The 14,954-nt window shown below is 39.4% G+C and carries 15 protein-coding genes and 2 tRNA genes; 2 read left to right on the top strand and 15 right to left on the bottom strand.

The window, feature by feature from the left end; genetic code table 11:
• Positions 1 to 3: 3 nt before the first annotated feature.
• The 9 genes from EBF12_RS06465 to purD all read right to left on the bottom strand — a co-directional run bounded on the left by EBF12_RS06465 (position 4) and on the right by purD (position 9,042).
• Positions 4 to 1,491, bottom strand: coding sequence for a Na+/H+ antiporter NhaC family protein (locus EBF12_RS06465; protein WP_208630960.1), 1,488 nt, complete (start codon positions 1,489 to 1,491; stop codon positions 4 to 6).
• Between the two features lie 149 nt (positions 1,492 to 1,640).
• Positions 1,641 to 1,727 (bottom strand) — tRNA-Leu (locus EBF12_RS06460).
• Positions 1,728 to 1,764: 37 nt separating this feature from the next.
• Positions 1,765 to 1,849 (bottom strand) — tRNA-Leu (locus EBF12_RS06455).
• Between the two features lie 35 nt (positions 1,850 to 1,884).
• Positions 1,885 to 2,220 (bottom strand): F0F1 ATP synthase subunit C, encoded by a 336-nt coding sequence (locus EBF12_RS06450; RefSeq protein WP_115722091.1) that lies wholly within the window; start codon positions 2,218 to 2,220, stop codon positions 1,885 to 1,887.
• A 97-nt stretch (positions 2,221 to 2,317) separates the two neighbouring features.
• Entirely contained in the window at positions 2,318 to 4,432 is a 2,115-nt protein-coding gene (locus tag EBF12_RS06445) for a polyribonucleotide nucleotidyltransferase (protein ID WP_121726924.1), read from the bottom strand.
• Positions 4,419 to 5,093: a phosphoribosyltransferase gene (locus EBF12_RS06440; RefSeq protein WP_121726923.1), complete on the bottom strand. Its 675-nt coding sequence runs from the start codon at positions 5,091 to 5,093 to the stop codon at positions 4,419 to 4,421. The genes EBF12_RS06445 and EBF12_RS06440 overlap by 14 nt, the downstream gene beginning before the upstream one ends.
• A 9-nt stretch (positions 5,094 to 5,102) precedes the next feature.
• Complete coding sequence (locus tag EBF12_RS06435) at positions 5,103 to 7,295, bottom strand: LPS-assembly protein LptD (protein WP_244196425.1); 2,193 nt, start codon at positions 7,293 to 7,295, stop codon at positions 5,103 to 5,105.
• Positions 7,292 to 7,765: an RDD family protein gene (locus tag EBF12_RS06430; RefSeq protein WP_121726922.1), complete on the bottom strand. Its 474-nt coding sequence runs from the start codon at positions 7,763 to 7,765 to the stop codon at positions 7,292 to 7,294. Before EBF12_RS06430 ends, EBF12_RS06435 begins: the two co-directional genes overlap by 4 nt.
• Positions 7,762 to 9,042 (bottom strand): phosphoribosylamine--glycine ligase, encoded by a 1,281-nt coding sequence (purD, locus tag EBF12_RS06425; protein ID WP_121726921.1) that lies wholly within the window; start codon positions 9,040 to 9,042, stop codon positions 7,762 to 7,764. The genes EBF12_RS06430 and purD overlap by 4 nt, the downstream gene beginning before the upstream one ends.
• A gap of 334 nt (positions 9,043 to 9,376) precedes the next feature.
• Here purD and EBF12_RS11100 point away from each other — a divergent pair, with 334 nt between their 5' ends.
• Together EBF12_RS11100 and EBF12_RS06420 are read left to right on the top strand one after the other, a co-directional pair.
• Positions 9,377 to 9,547: a hypothetical protein gene (locus EBF12_RS11100; RefSeq protein WP_157979066.1), complete on the top strand. Its 171-nt coding sequence runs from the start codon at positions 9,377 to 9,379 to the stop codon at positions 9,545 to 9,547.
• Positions 9,548 to 9,641: 94 nt separating this feature from the next.
• Positions 9,642 to 10,049, top strand: a complete 408-nt coding sequence (locus tag EBF12_RS06420; protein ID WP_157979065.1) for a class I SAM-dependent methyltransferase — start codon at positions 9,642 to 9,644, stop codon at positions 10,047 to 10,049.
• Here EBF12_RS06420 and truA read toward each other — a convergent pair.
• Genes truA through EBF12_RS06390 form a run of 6 tightly spaced genes read right to left on the bottom strand, consistent with a single transcriptional unit; the run spans position 10,046 to position 14,913 of the window.
• Complete coding sequence (gene truA, locus EBF12_RS06415; RefSeq protein ID WP_121726919.1) at positions 10,046 to 10,771, bottom strand: tRNA pseudouridine(38-40) synthase TruA; 726 nt, start codon at positions 10,769 to 10,771, stop codon at positions 10,046 to 10,048. The two genes, EBF12_RS06420 and truA, sit on opposite strands and share 4 nt — an antisense overlap.
• Positions 10,771 to 11,790 (bottom strand): LptF/LptG family permease, encoded by a 1,020-nt coding sequence (locus EBF12_RS06410; protein ID WP_121726918.1) that lies wholly within the window; start codon positions 11,788 to 11,790, stop codon positions 10,771 to 10,773. Before EBF12_RS06410 ends, truA begins: the two co-directional genes overlap by 1 nt.
• Positions 11,783 to 12,448, bottom strand: coding sequence for a prepilin peptidase (locus EBF12_RS06405; RefSeq protein WP_121726917.1), 666 nt, complete (start codon positions 12,446 to 12,448; stop codon positions 11,783 to 11,785). The genes EBF12_RS06410 and EBF12_RS06405 overlap by 8 nt, the downstream gene beginning before the upstream one ends.
• Before the next feature lie 26 nt (positions 12,449 to 12,474).
• Positions 12,475 to 13,107, bottom strand: coding sequence for a protein-L-isoaspartate(D-aspartate) O-methyltransferase (locus tag EBF12_RS06400; RefSeq protein WP_121726916.1), 633 nt, complete (start codon positions 13,105 to 13,107; stop codon positions 12,475 to 12,477).
• Positions 13,108 to 13,133: 26 nt separating this feature from the next.
• Positions 13,134 to 13,877, bottom strand: a complete 744-nt coding sequence (locus EBF12_RS06395; protein ID WP_121726915.1) for a carbon-nitrogen hydrolase family protein — start codon at positions 13,875 to 13,877, stop codon at positions 13,134 to 13,136.
• Positions 13,867 to 14,913 (bottom strand): ribonucleotide-diphosphate reductase subunit beta, encoded by a 1,047-nt coding sequence (locus EBF12_RS06390; RefSeq protein ID WP_121726914.1) that lies wholly within the window; start codon positions 14,911 to 14,913, stop codon positions 13,867 to 13,869. The genes EBF12_RS06395 and EBF12_RS06390 overlap by 11 nt, the downstream gene beginning before the upstream one ends.
• Between the last annotated feature and the right edge of the window lie 41 nt (positions 14,914 to 14,954).

Below are 14,954 nucleotides of genomic sequence, written 5' to 3'. Positions count from 1 at the left end.
AGCTTACTTTGTTCCAGATTCTAAAGTCTTAATATCTCCGCCATAGAATCTTTTTAAAATATAAAAAATACCGCCAAGCAACACAAAACCCACGCAAAAAGCAATCAGAGTGCTTTGCGTTAAAGCAAGTAGCACAAAGCTAACCCCCGCACACAACGCGGCAATGCTTGTATAAGGAAACTGCGTAACAAAATGGCTTTGCACAGAGCAGCCAGCCCCAACTGCGGATAAAATTGTCGTATCCGAAATAGGCGAGGTATGATCACCATAGACTGCACCAGATAAAATAGCTGATAAAGCTAAAAATGCACTTTGTGTCATCTCTCCACTGCCACTTTGGAGCGTTACTTCCATACCAATGGGTAGCATAATGGCAAATGTCCCCCAGCTCGTGCCGGTGCAAAAGGCAATAAAGACAGAAATAAGGAATAAAATTGCAGGCATAAATACCATCATATCAGCACTAAGCACATTTTTTGCCACATTTGCCAAATACACGCCTGTTTGGATATGCTCCTTTATCACCGGTCCAATCGCCCACGCAAAAATCAAAATCAAAATCGCACCAAACATACTTTTTGCCCCAAACCAAAAAATGCTAGGATACTCTTTAGATTCTATAATGCCAAATGTCATTAAAAGCGTAACCACAAGTGCAAATGCCCCACCACAAAAAAGCGAGAAAGGCGTTTGTGTGTGGGAGAGCATAGCAATTAGTCCGCTCTCTCCCTCTTCTAGCCCCTGATACCCTGTATAAAAAATCATAAAGCAAATGCCCACAATAAGAGCGATGATTGGCACAATGAGATAGATAATAGCACTTTTGCGATGAAAGATGTGCGTCTCATCTGTTGTAGAATCTTGCATACCTACATTGACATTATTCCGCATTACAGGGAGATTGACCCTCCATATAATTGTCAAAATAACGGCAATAAGCGCGAAAAAAGCATAAAAATTATTTGGGATACTCTGCAATAGCACCATAAAAGGCTCTTCAATGCCCTGTTTGCTCAAAAGTCCTATGTTGTAAGCCCCCCAACTTGAAAGCGGTATAAGGATACAAATAGGTGCTGAAGTAGAATCAATAATATATGCCAAACGCTCACGGCTAGAGTGAAAGCTATCATTGAGTGAGCGTGAAATCTGCCCAACTGTCAAAGCATTAAAATAATCATCAATAAAAATCACCACTCCAGCAATAAAAGCTAGAAATTCCGAACCTTTAGTGGTTTGAATATGATTCCTAGCCCACTTCACAAAAGCCCCAATCGCCCCACTATATAAAATAATCTGCGTAATCACACCCAATATAATCAAAAATGCAAAGATGAATACCCCGTCCCAATTTATGCCCTCATCATAAAATACACTACTTATAGCCTTATACACAAAGCCTAGAGATTCTAAAGAAAAACCATAGAGCATAAGTCCGCTTAAGCACACGCCCAAAAAGAGCGAAAGTACAACGCGTCTTGAAAGCACAACCATCACAACAACAAAAAGCGGCACAACAAGGCTAAGGGCAGAATGAGAAAAACCAGATTCCAACAATATATCCTTTAATCATCAAGCTAACATCATCTATAAAAGTTTGAACAATCATAAATTATAGAGATTCAATAAAGTCTAGGTATTTATGGTGCCGAAGGTCGGACTCGAACCGACACAGGGTTGCCCCTACTAGATTTTGAGTCTAGCGCGTCTACCAGTTTCACCACTCCGGCAATAGACTGAAAATAACAAGAAGTTGATTTTAAAGTATGGTGCGCTGAGCGAGACTTGAACTCGCACGGGTCGCCCCGCCACCCCCTCAAGATGGTGTGTCTACCAATTCCACCACCAGCGCACAATGCAGATTCTAGCAGAATCTGCATTTGGCAATTACATTGCCAATATAGCTCCACTTGGGAGGAAAGGATTTGCATATACAGCAACAAGTGCTAAAACCAAAGTATAGATAACTTGTGCTTCAATCAACGCCAATGCAATGAACATTGTCCCAAGCAATTTACCGCTAATTCCGGGGTTGCGAGCTGTTCCAGAGATTGTCGCAGCAGCAGCGTGTCCCATACCGATAGCACCACCAAGAGCTGCGATACCCAAACCAATTACAGCACCACCAATTGAATATGAAATAACCATACTCAAGCCCATATCATTCTCCGCACCAAACGCGAAACCAACCATTCCTAAACACAAAAGAGCTAAAAATTTCATTTAACACCTCTTACAAAAATCTCAAAGCCTGTTCGGATCTATCCCCTACTTGACACTTTGGAAGCGTGATTATGCCTAAGCTTTGATAAAAAAAACATTAAACTAAGCCCAATTCCACCTTGCCCTTACTAGAAGAGAGAATCTCACACTCTAGCTCACTTTTACCCTGCAACACGCTATGAATACTTTGCTCCTTATCTTTAATAATTTTACTGATATGCAAAAGCCCATCACCCCCACGCGGTAGCTCTACAAATACCCCAAAATCTGCTATTTTCTTTATCTTGCCAACAAATCGCTCACCTACACCATAAGATTCCCAATCCACCTTATCATTCTTACCCCCACTTACAAGCTCCAAGATAAAAGCCTTTGCTTTAGCAAGATTTTCCTTGTTACTTGCATTAAGATTTACTATCCCGCTTTCACGCTCCAAATCAATGCTTACCTCAAATCGCTCGATAATATCCTTTATCACACGCCCACCTTGTCCAATCACCTCAACAATCTTATGTGGGGCAATCTTAAAACTTTCACTCTTTGGCAGAATAGAATGATTAAGCACAATCTTTGCCCTAGCCTCCTCCATAATTGCTAGAATCTGCTCCCTAGCTTGTTTTGCTTGAAGCAAAGATTGAGCTAGAATCTCTTTTGTAATACCGCCTAGCTTAATATCCATTTGCATCGCGCTAATTCCTTTGTATCCACCTGCAACCTTAAAATCCATATCGCCATCGTGGTCTTCCAAACCGCTAATATCTGTCAGTATGGCGTATTTCTCCCCTTGAGCCACTAGCCCCATAGCCACCCCAGCTATAAGAGAATCCACCTCCACACCACACGCACATAGTGCCAAAGAGCCGCCACATACACTTGCCATTGAGCTTGAGCCATTAGATTCTAAAATCTCTGAAACCAAACGGATTGTCTTATCCTGTGAAGCAAGGCTAGATTCTAAAGCGCATCTAGCAAGATTGCCGTGTCCTAGCTCTCTACGCCCAACACTACCTATCATACTTGCCTCCCCAACGCTGAATCCGGGAAAATTATAGTGGAATAAAAATCGCCTTTTTAACGCATTTTTACTGCCTAGCATTTCATAGCTTTGTGCGTCATTTTCTCCACCAAGTGTAGCAGTTACAAGCGCTTGAGTTTGCCCTCGTGTAAAAAGCACACTACTATGAGCAAAGGGCAAAATATTTGCATCTATACTAATGGGACGAATATCTTTTAAACCCCTGCCATCAGCCCTGCGTGAAGAATCTAAAATCATCTCACGCACAAGCTTTTTCTTATAAGCTTTGATATGTTCTGTGGCGATTTTTTCATCTTCAATTCCATACTTCCGCATAGCTTGTTGAATAAGGGCGTGAAGCTGGGTTTGAGATTCTGATTTAGCTAAAAGCGTGATAGCCTCTAAAATTGGTGTATGGTAGTCTTTGGCGATTTTTTCTAACAAATCAGCTTGAAGTGAATCTTGGCTCAAATCAATGATGAGGCTTTGTTTTTTGTAAGGCAAAAAATGCGTGTGATAAGTCTGTGTAGCCCTGTGAATGTAGCTTTTAGCAGATTCTAAAGCAAGAATCATATCTTCTTCACTTAGCTCATTTGCTCCTTTCTCACTTCGCACACTTTTCATCTCAATCATCAAAAGCTCATCATTCCTACCTGATACGAACAAATCAAGCTCGCTCTCGCTCATTTGCTCCATTGTGGGATTAAGCATAAAAGCTCCGTCCTTACGCCCGATTCTTACGCCACACACCGCATTTTCTTTTAAACTCTCCAAAGGTAAGTTTGAGACATACAAAGCTGCCGATGCGGCATTGAGTGCATTAAGCTGTAAGTCGCTCTTGCCATCATAGCTTAGCACCAAAATAACAATTGAAGTAATGTGCTTGTAGCCCTTAGGAAAAAGCGGACGCAATGTCCTATCAATTAGCCTAGAAGTGAGAATCTCAAACTCACTTGGCTTACCCTCTCGTTTTACAAAGCCGGAGGGAAATTTATTGCTCGCATAGGCTTTTTCAATGTATTGCACACTAAGAGGCAAAAAGTTATCATCATATTTGTTATTTTCTTCCGCACACACACTTGCAAGTAGCACACTGCCGCCATTTTGATATAAAACACTTCCATTTGCCGCCTTTGCCATATACTCAAAAGTATAGGTTTCATTTAGATTCTCATTTTCTACATTAATGCGTTGCATTTGTCTCCTTTGTTGTAATTTGACTTAGAATCTTCTCAAAACTTTCATCATCTATGGATTGAAGAGTGGGAAAATAATGCGTTGTTGAAACATAATTTTCAAGTGGATAAGGACAAGACACATCATCACAAATCTCACTCAAAAATTCATAAATGTTTTTGGGCATTACTGGTGCAAACACACAAATGCTTTTTGCTTTTAAGTTCATACAAGTCTTAATCGCCACGCCTATACGCAATCCCGTCTCAATCCCCAAATCAAAAAGCAAAATATCCTTCCCCTTAAATGAGCTAATCCCCTCTCCCTTTCGCAGCTGATACCGAGCGGGTAAAATCGCCTCCTCATACTGCCTTTGTGCCTCTCCATATACATAATCAAGGCTTATGCCAAAAGCATTTACCAACTCTTCATTAATCACTATCTCCATATCTTCACCTACCACCGCTACTGGACATTCGGGATTGAGTGGGGAAGGGATAATCTGGGTAAAAAGAAATGCCATAGGGACTTTAAGCCTATTGGCTAAATCTCGTGCAAATACCACACCCTCACGCCCAATAGCTACCAAAATCGCATTATCCAAAGGAAGATTCTTAATCTGAATCATATCAAGCAAGGGCGATAGTGCGTCTTGTGTTTGTTGAAATATAATCTTTTGCACCTTTGCTCCTTATTCTTTGAATCTATAAGTAAAGCCCGTGTTTGCCAAAGGCACGAAGCGAAACTCAATCTTTACATATTGATTTTTAATTGGTGTGATTTGATTGTCCGCTGTAAGGGTTGGGCGAATATCTTGAGCAAACTTCAAAGCTACACCAAAACACCGAATATCTTTGGAGATTGTAACATACCAATCCTTTAAATACCCAAGCCCCACATCATAGCCCACATTAGTATTCAAGCGAAAATAGCCAAAATCATATCCCATTGTCCCACGAGCAAAGCCCGTATTGCCCTGCGGTGAATACAAACCCGAGCTTAAATACAATGGATCAAGCTTAAAATAATATGTGAGATTAGAATCTAACCCCCATTTGTTAAAAGATGCATTGATTGAAGCTTCGCTGATTGTTTGTCTTGTGTATGAATAAAAAACTGAACCGCTAAGATTCAATCCATCAATAGGTGCAAAGCCTATCTCATTACGCAAAGTTTGAGAGTTATTCAAAAAAGTATCTTGCAAAAATAATCGCTGATACATACGCCAATAAAATAACTCCTTGCCATTTTTGCCATAAAAATATTGTGAAAACTTCAAATCCACCTTGTGCTTATTTTTTACCACATCTACAATATCACTTGGATTCCAAATCACAGCAAGTGCTTCTTGGGATATGCCTCTCTCAATCAAATCATTATATGCCTTATACCTCTCATCGGCAATGGCTTCTGAAGTGTATTTATGCAACACACCACTAAATAGAGCCTCAAGATGCATAGAGTGAAAAAAAAGTTTATATGGACGCGCAATGTCAGAGTTAATCGAGACATTATAACTGCTCACGCTGTAATTGATATTTTTCCCTAATGGCTGTTTTAAAGCGTCAGTTAGCCCATTGTAGTCTTGCAAAGATATGGAGGTTGCATACGCATCTACATTTGCCCCAAGCGATATATAATCTTTCAAAAGTGGTATTGCTAAACCTATGGGCAAAGACATTGTATTTTGAAAATATCCATAGCCTGAAGGACGCGTGATGTGTTTGCTTTGAAAATCAAAAGTATAAAGCAAATTCCTGAAAAATAAAGAATCTGTGTAGTGGTGATAATGCAACTGCGGAAGGGCTTGAAAAGTTTGGCTATTATCAACTTTAGACAAATCCAAATAATACTTAAAATATGTCCCAAAATAATGCTTGTTTGAATTGAGAAAATAATTTATGCGAGATTCATATAAACGCGTATTAAAAGCAGCATTAAGACTTTTTAAACGCATATATTCCAAATCATTCATATAAGTAACATCTGCAAAAAGACCATCTGTTATATATTCATTATTCCTCGCAAAGATTCCCTGTGTGTCGTATTTGAAAGTCCCACCATAGATATATTTATTTTTAAGATTATAAAGCGTGGTATATTCATCAGTATTTTGAAAATAACGCGTTTGCAAAATGGCAACTTTATTATCCCTATCAGCAAAGCGAAATTCCAAATCCCCACCAGCACCACGCTGCGTCCTTATCTGCGGAGCAATCGTCATATCCCATCGGTCATATGGTGCGATAAAAAAAGGTTGCATATACATAAAACCCTGCTTATTGCTTAAAGACATAGTGGGAGTGAGAAAGCCACTTTTTCTTTTTGTGCCTGTTGGTGCAACAAAATATGGCAGATAAAACACAGGCATCGCCCCGATATAGAATCTAGGATTCCACACACTCATATACTCTTTATCTGTATTATATGTGCCAGAGCTTACATTCATATGCCACAATGGATATTGTATATCACAGCCTGAAATAACACCTTTTTTAAAGCGATACTTGCCCTCTTGCCCCTCACTCTGCTTTGCCATAAACCACATTCCCGCACCGCTTTGCAAATACACATTTGACATCTTTGTATGCTTATTTTCCATATTGACATCTACTTGCTCTACATCAAGATAAAGCACATCACCTTGATAGATCTTAGCTCCCCCTTCCAAATGTGCCTGCTTACTTACTTTGTTATAAATAATTTTGTGAGCAACCATATACATATCGCCATAGAATAAAAACGCATTACCAGTAGCCGTGATAATATCACCACTTGCACTTACATCATCAGCGGATAAATCAAACATATCCGCCTTTTGTTTGGCTTGTAGCACTCCTACTAAACAGCAGAGCAAAAATCCATAGCAAATACTTTTTTTCAATAGGCAATTACCAAAGTCTTTGCGATTCTATCGTGCAGTGTGCGCACAAACCTATCGGCAAAGCCAAAAACATAAGTGATAAAAAGCAAACTCTCACCCATATACTTCCCGAACGCACGAAGCAAGGCAGATATAAAACTTGGCTTGTCAAACAAATCCGCACTCACAACTTTAATCTTGCAAATAATCTTGCCAATACTGCTTCCATAATACCATACGAACAGAGTGTCATAACTAATCTTTAAAATCCATACCTGCCAAGTAAAAGCCATTACAAAATTCCTCACACTCTCATAATCCACATTGCCAGAAGAATCACTCATTTGCGAGAGCGTATCCATATGAATGAGTGCAAAAATAAAAGAGAGCAAAAACACATCAATAAACCACGCTAGAATCCGCAGACTCCTATCGGCTACTTTGAGATTCTCCCGCTCCAAAATTTCTAGGAGCTTTTCATCATTATTCATTTGCCCAATGCCCTAAATGCAATGTCATCGCGATAGTGCATACCATCAAAAGAAATATGTCTCATAATCTCATAAGCATTATCTCGTGCAAGAGAAAGAGAATCTGCTAGCCCAACAGCCAAAAGCACACGCCCACCACTAGCGAGAATCTCGCCAGATTCAGTTTTACTCACTCCCGCATACACAATATGCCCTAGATTCATATCAAACTCTTTCACAGAGATTGGCACAGCAGGGCTTGACTTGTAAGGATAGTCTTTTGATGAAGCCACCACTGCCACGGCATATTTTTGCTTCATCTTGCATTCAAGCTGTGTGATTTTCCCATCAATAGCGTGAGTTACAATATCAAGCAATGGTGTTTGCAAAAGCGGCATAAGCACCTCACATTCAGGATCGCCAAAACGCACATTAAATTCAAGCAAGTATGGTTCAAGCTCATTGTCCCTTTCACACACCATAATTCCGCCAAAAAGCACTCCCACAAATGGACTTCCCTGCTTACGCATCATATCTAGTATAGGTGCGATAATATCTTTCTTAATCTTTTCAAGCAAAGTTTCATCGCACAAAGGTGTGGGCGTGTATGCACCCATACCCCCCGTATTTGGACCATTATCACCAGAGAGCAATCGCTTATGGTCCTGACACGCTGGAAGCATAATAAAATCCTTGCCATCACTTATGGCAAAAACAGAAAGTTCATAGCCATCTAAAAACTCTTCTATCACTACACGCATTCCAGCATTGCCAAACGCCTTGCCGGAAAGCATTTCCTTTGTATGAGTAATCGCCTCACTATGACTTTGGGCAATAATCACGCCCTTTCCCGCACATAGCCCATCAGCTTTTACAACAATAGGTGGAGTGAGCGTATAGATAAACTCACTAAGCGTCTTTACATCGCTTGATTGCATATATCTTGCTGTTTTAATCCCTGCTTGTGAGACTAAATCTTTCATATATGCCTTGCTAGATTCTAACCTAGAAGCTGCTAGAGATGGACCAAACACACGCACATTGTGTTCTTTTAAAAAATCACTTAGCCCCTCGCTCAATGGTGCTTCAGGACCGATAATCACAAGTGTAATGGCATATTTTTTTATAGATTCTAAAATATCTGTATGTTTTATAGCTGAAATATTTGTGCCTAAAGCGTGTGTGCCACCATTGCCCGGGGCAAAATACAAGCCTTCCACTCTCTTATCATCTTTTAGCACAAGCCCCATAGCATATTCTCGCCCGCCATTACCGATAATCAATATATTCTCTTGCATATTTTTCCTTCAAAATTCTAAAACCCCCAAATGAGCGTTACCCCATTGTGCGTAGCCTAAAAAAGCCACAAATAGAGCCAAGAGAATCTCATTAGGCGACAAATCCTCACCACACAAATGGCTCAAGCAGAAACACCGACACACAGAAATCACTACGATTAGCTCAAAAATCTTTTAGCAACAGACTAGCGATATGAAAGGAAAGACGCGTCATCTAGGTTAAGTGGCATTATAACAAATGAGTTTTAAAAGAATGATAAACCTAACACATCTTTTTTACCTTAATGAGCTATAATCATAGGCATTTTTCACCTAAACTAAAAGGAGTATTACAATGAAACAAGAGTGCAAATTTACCCTCGCGGGAATGCTGAAATTTGAACTTATTAGCCTCTATGGACGCCATTTTTCCTCATTCCGCAAACCCCACTTACAACAAAACCTCAACTACTTGAATCTTGGTTGTGGAATAAACTTTCAAGAGGCTATGGGGGGGGGGGCATAATATAATCAATGCTGATTTTTTCTCTCACTTAAAGCCTTTTAAAACTTACACAACCCCAAAACCACAATGGCAGCTTGATTTACGATATCCGCTTTTGTGTCCAAACAATGCCTTTGATGGAGTTTTTTCAGAACACGTATTAGAACATCTCTATATTGATGAAGCTCTCTTACTACTTAAAGAAATTTTTAGAATCTTAAAGCCTGGCGGCACACTTCGCCTCAGTGTGCCAGACCTAGATTTTCGTGTGAAAGAATATCTCGCTGACAAACAAGATGTAAATAAAAAGAATCTAGCCAATGAGCATATTAGGAAACTAACACAAGAATGGCTCCATTTGAGTGTATGGGACTATGATAGGTTGCATTATGAACTAGAATCTTTAGGCTTTGTCTCTATTCAACGCTCATCTTGTGGGAATGGACGCGACCCCTTATTGCTTTTTGACCTTAAAGAAAGAGCATTTGAATCTTTGTATGTTGAGGCAAGCAAACCAGCCTAGCTATACCCCACGCCACAAAGATATAAGCCATTTGGGCTTATGGGGAAATTATAATGCCTTTTTTTGCATTCAAGCTGCTCTCTTAACGCCTCAAAACTTAGCTCCCCGCGACTTACACTAAGTGCTGCTCCTACCATTAGTCGCACTTGGGAACGCAAAAAGCCATTACCCCTTATATACACAACATCTAAGCCTTTATGCTCATAAGCAAAGATTCTTAAAATCGTGCGATAAGAATCTTTTGTAAAAGAACCATTTTTCTTAAATAAAGCAAAATTATGCCTCCCCTTAAACAAACTCAAAGCAGATTGAAACAACGCCCTATCGCCCATCTTTTCATAACTCACATAAGGCGAACTAAAGGGACTTGGCAGCGTAGAGGTAAGCAAAAAACGATAGGAACGCCATAAAGCGTGGGAGCGTGGGTGAAAATCTTCGCTCACACCAACCAAACTCCGCACTGCAATGTGTGGATACAATTTTGTATTTAATAGATTCTGCAAATGTTGTATGTCAAAAAAATGTGAGGATTCAAAGCTAATGACCTGTCCTGTGGAATGCACCCCTCTATCTGTGCGTGAAGCTCCTAGAATCTCACTCCTTATCCCCACTCGTGCTAATCCATCTTGCAAGACTCCTAGCACACTTGGCTTATGCTTTTGCAGTGCAAAGCCATAAAACGCACTGCCATCATAAGAAATTACAGCTTTGTATCGTGGCATTAATAAAACTTTGCAATAAATTTTTTATAAAGAAAAAATCCGCCAAAAAACCATAAAATCGGTATGCCAACCATTCCAAGAATAGTAAAATTATCCGAAGCAATATATACAAGCACAAAATACAACGCCACAGAGCCAATCACATAAAAATATGACATATTAGAGCGAAACCGCGGATTAGCAATGCCAAAAAGCGGGATTAAAAAAATAGAAACCAAAGGAAAGAGCGAAACCATTATGGCTTGAGCGAGTTTGCGAAGTTTTTGGCGAGATTCAAGACTGAAAGCCTCCTGCCAATATGCAAATAAATCATACCCATTAAGTTGTGGCTCACTGACATTTTGCCGCACACTCATTGTGTTATAATCTACCCTTTTCACCTCCTGCGGTGCTGCAAAATACGCTTTGCCTTGTAAAAGATTTAGCTCAAATAAGCCTTGATTATTATTTGTTTGACCAGATTGTGCAACAATAAAAGTATCGCCCTCAAAGCCATTTTCCGAAAATAGCACAAGATTCTGATATTTACGATTATCCACGCTATCCACATATACAAGCCAATCACCAAGCTTTTGCCCAAACTCGCCGGGTTTAATATTCACATCAATATCCGCTTTTTTTTGTGCCACAAAATTTTTAGATGCACTTGTGGCTAAAGGAAGCAAAACAAATGAAAACATAAACAAAACCAAAGTGGCAAGAAGTGTGATAGGTAAAAAGAATCTCACAATATCAAATGGCTTACTCCCAAGTGAAAAACACACCATAAGTTCATAATCATACGCTAGACGAGAGATTCCAAGCACAAGTGCAGCAAAAAAGGTAATAGGAACAATAAAAAACAAACTGCTTGGAATAAGATACATAAATAATGTGCCCAAATCCAAAAAGCTCATTTTCACCACATAAGTCCGCCCTGCAATATCAATAAGTAATACAACAGAAGCAATAAAAAATAGCACAAGAAAAAATGGGAAAAAAATCTGTGCGAAAGAACTAAAAAGATACTTTTTAAGCATTGAGTAGATTCTCACTTAGGATAAAATGCAGCCATATAAGGTTGAGTAAAACTCCAACGAAAATAAAAAAACAAAATGGTAATTTAAGATTCACAAGATTTACCTTGTAAAACACCCTTAAAACAATCGCATAAAAAAGTGCGGCTACACTGCCTAAAAATACCCCAACAAATGCATCAAGCACCCCAAAAGCAATGCCAACCGAACTTAATACAATTATATCTGCCTCACCAACAATATCTTTCCTAGCCAAGCTTTGATACATAATTTTAAGCGTAAAAAACACCCCACCAACACCAAAACCAAGCAATACCCTTTGCATAAAGCTCTCCTGCATTGCCATAGAATCTAAAAATGCAAATGCCACACACACAAGAAGAAATAAAAAATTAAGCACATCTGGTAAAGCAAGGCATTGAATATCAATTAAACCAAGTAATAACAAAAGCATAAGCACCACATAAACCGCCCCTGCATCAAACCACCAAAGCACCACAAATGAAACTATAAAAAGCACGATAAAATAGATTCTGCATCGTATTGAAACAAAGCTAGAGCGAAACAGGGTAGAAAAATGTGTCTGCTCACTACTATACAAATGGATAAGTAATGTGCCAACAAGAGCATAAAACAAAGAGAGAAAGACAAAGCCTATCATCTATTCACTCCTAAAATCACAAGTATTCATCTCATAATGCCATTTTGCACATCAACAAACAAGCACTCCCCAAGACTTTCACCCTTATCTAGTCCCCCGCGAGATTTTCTAAAACGCTTAATAATCTGTCTTCCTCCTTCAAACATAGGTGCGACAATCACACCTCCATCTTCAAGCTGATTAATAATGGCTTGAGGGATCTCTCTCGCACACGCTGAAAACAATATTGCATCAAAAGGGGCATATTCCGCCCAACCTCTCTGCCCATCATCAAGCTTAACAAAAATATTATGCACTTGCAATGCTCTAAAACGATCCTTTGCCTCACACAAAAGCTTATCAATACGCTCAATGCTAAAAACCCTGCGGAACATTTTTGACAAAACCATCGCCTGATACCCACTCCCACAGCCAATCTCCAAAACAGAATCTCCACCATTTGGAGCGAGATATTCAGTCACTTGAGCCACGGTCAAAGGTGAGCTAATCCATTGTGAATCCACCATTGGCAGGGCATTGATTTGATATGAGAGATGAGCAAAAGCAGGAGGGACGAATATCTCACGATTTACTGAAGACATCGCTTCAACTACCTTTGGCGATAGCGGTAATCTCTCTTGTATTTCATCACACATTTTTTTTGCTAATCTTTTATACATTACCCCAAATCGCCCCCACCACTACACTATTTCTCATTAATCTGTATGCCTGTATTAAGATACTTTCTCATACGCGAAGTTTCGCTAATATCCACAACTTGAGCGACGTGATTTTTCTTATCATTTTTATACACAATGCCATAAGGCGTGATGATTGAGCTTCCCTTTGCCATAGTGTCATTAGCACTATTACTTGCCACAACAAAAGCTTGATTTGCCACAGCCAAAGCTTGGGAGAGAATCTCAAAATGATTTTTGCGTGCCTTGCCCCATTGTGCGCTTACAAAAATTACATCTGCCCCTTTAATCTGCCCCCACAGCTCCACAAAACGCAGCTCAAAACACACTAAAGCCGCACATTTTAGCCCATCTATGTCAAAAAAAGTAATCTCATCTTTATCCCCCGCCTGAAAATGCAGCTGCTCATCGCCAAGCAAAAAAAGTTTATTTTTACTCTGCTTATGAATCACATCACCTTTATGAAAAACCTTAAGATTATTGAAAAATTTTTGATTCTTTTTTTCAATCATTGTTGTAATGAGCGTATTCTTATACTTTGCACTACACTCTAAAAGTCGCTCTGTGGCGAGTTTAGAAAACTCACTTGCCTCTTCCATACGCTGATAGGCAAAACCGCTTAACACAACCTCTGGTGTGCAAATAATAGCATTCTTACCGCATTGTGCGACAAAATCCTCTACCTGCTTCAAATTCCTAGCAAAATCCTGTCCTGTCTTTATTTGCATACAATAGAGTTTTTTAGAAATCATCAAAATTAATACTCCCCTTTGAATAATTTGTAACCTTAGCTTCAAAGAAATTTGTCTTTTGGTCATTAAAGTTTGCAAATTGCTCAACCCACTTGATAGGATTTTTTGAACCATAAATCTCTCTTAGCCCAACAGCCCTTAAACGCGTATCAGCAAGATACTGAATATACTCTCGTATAATATCTGGCGTGAGTCCTAGAATCTGCCCTTGTGTGATGTATTCACCCCACGCAGATTCTACCTCCACAGCCTTTTGAAACATCGCTACAACCTCTTCTTCAAGGGAGGGAGTAAAAAGATGTGCTTGTTCTTTTCGCAGAGCATTGATCATTTGTTGAAACACAAGCAAATGCGTTACCTCATCTCGCTGTATAAAGCGTATCATTTGAGCAGAGCCTAGCATTTTACCACTACGAGCTAATGTATAAAAATATGAGAATCCGCTATAAAAATATATACCCTCCAAAATTTGATTAGCAAAGAGAGCTTTTAGCAGATTCTGCTCTGTTGGCTTTTTTCCAAGCTCAATATACACATTTGCTATATGATCATTTTTGTTCCTTAGCTGCATATCCACACGCCACATTTCATAAATCTCATCGGTATTTGCCGAGATAGATTCCACCATAACCGCATAGCTTTGTGAATGCAGTGCCTCTTCAAAAGCTTGACGCACAAGGATAAGATTAATCTCCGGGCTTGTAATGTAGGGATTGACATTATCAATAAGATTATTTGTTTGTAAAGAATCCATAAAAATAAGCTGTGCTAATGCCCTATCATACCCTGCTTTTTCTTGAGCAGTCAGCCCATCAGCATAGTCGCGTTTATCGCCATTAAGATTGACTTCCTCAGGAAACCAAGTATTAGCAAGCATTGTCTTCCAAAGATTGTAAGCCCACTGATACTTGATTTTATTCAAATCAAACATACTCGTAGGATTCCCACCAAAAATCTTTCGCTCCGCTACACTTTCTTTAGATTCTGGATTATAGATTTTTTTACGAACAATATCTTGAGATTGTGTTGTATCCATTATGAAGACCCTTGAAAAATTTTAAGAACGGGATTGTAACA

The sequence above is a fragment of the Helicobacter labetoulli genome, from assembly GCF_003670275.1.
In the GTDB taxonomy this organism is placed as follows: domain Bacteria; phylum Campylobacterota; class Campylobacteria; order Campylobacterales; family Helicobacteraceae; genus Helicobacter_C; species Helicobacter_C labetoulli.
Note: the sequence above shows the minus strand (reverse complement) of the source record. Positions and strands in the feature narration are given on the sequence as shown.

Bases quoted from the DNA above. Each gene is read 5' to 3' on its own strand.
- EBF12_RS06395 (WP_121726915.1), bottom strand. From the start codon at position 13,877: ATGATTTCTAAAAAACTCTATTGTATGCAAATAAAGACAGGACAGGAT.
- EBF12_RS06465 (WP_208630960.1), bottom strand. From the start codon at position 1,491: ATGGTTGTGCTTTCAAGACGCGTTGTACTTTCGCTCTTTTTGGGCGTG.
- EBF12_RS06450 (WP_115722091.1), bottom strand. From the start codon at position 2,220: ATGAAATTTTTAGCTCTTTTGTGTTTAGGAATGGTTGGTTTCGCGTTT.
- EBF12_RS06410 (WP_121726918.1), bottom strand. From the start codon at position 11,790: ATGCTTAAAAAGTATCTTTTTAGTTCTTTCGCACAGATTTTTTTCCCA.
- truA (WP_121726919.1), bottom strand. From the start codon at position 10,771: ATGCCACGATACAAAGCTGTAATTTCTTATGATGGCAGTGCGTTTTAT.
- EBF12_RS06445 (WP_121726924.1), bottom strand. From the start codon at position 4,432: ATGCAACGCATTAATGTAGAAAATGAGAATCTAAATGAAACCTATACT.
- EBF12_RS06430 (WP_121726922.1), bottom strand. From the start codon at position 7,765: ATGAATAATGATGAAAAGCTCCTAGAAATTTTGGAGCGGGAGAATCTC.
- EBF12_RS06400 (WP_121726916.1), bottom strand. From the start codon at position 13,107: ATGTATAAAAGATTAGCAAAAAAAATGTGTGATGAAATACAAGAGAGA.
- EBF12_RS11100 (WP_157979066.1), top strand. From the start codon at position 9,377: ATGAAACAAGAGTGCAAATTTACCCTCGCGGGAATGCTGAAATTTGAA.
- purD (WP_121726921.1), bottom strand. From the start codon at position 9,042: ATGCAAGAGAATATATTGATTATCGGTAATGGCGGGCGAGAATATGCT.
- EBF12_RS06405 (WP_121726917.1), bottom strand. From the start codon at position 12,448: ATGATAGGCTTTGTCTTTCTCTCTTTGTTTTATGCTCTTGTTGGCACA.
- EBF12_RS06390 (WP_121726914.1), bottom strand. From the start codon at position 14,913: ATGGATACAACACAATCTCAAGATATTGTTCGTAAAAAAATCTATAAT.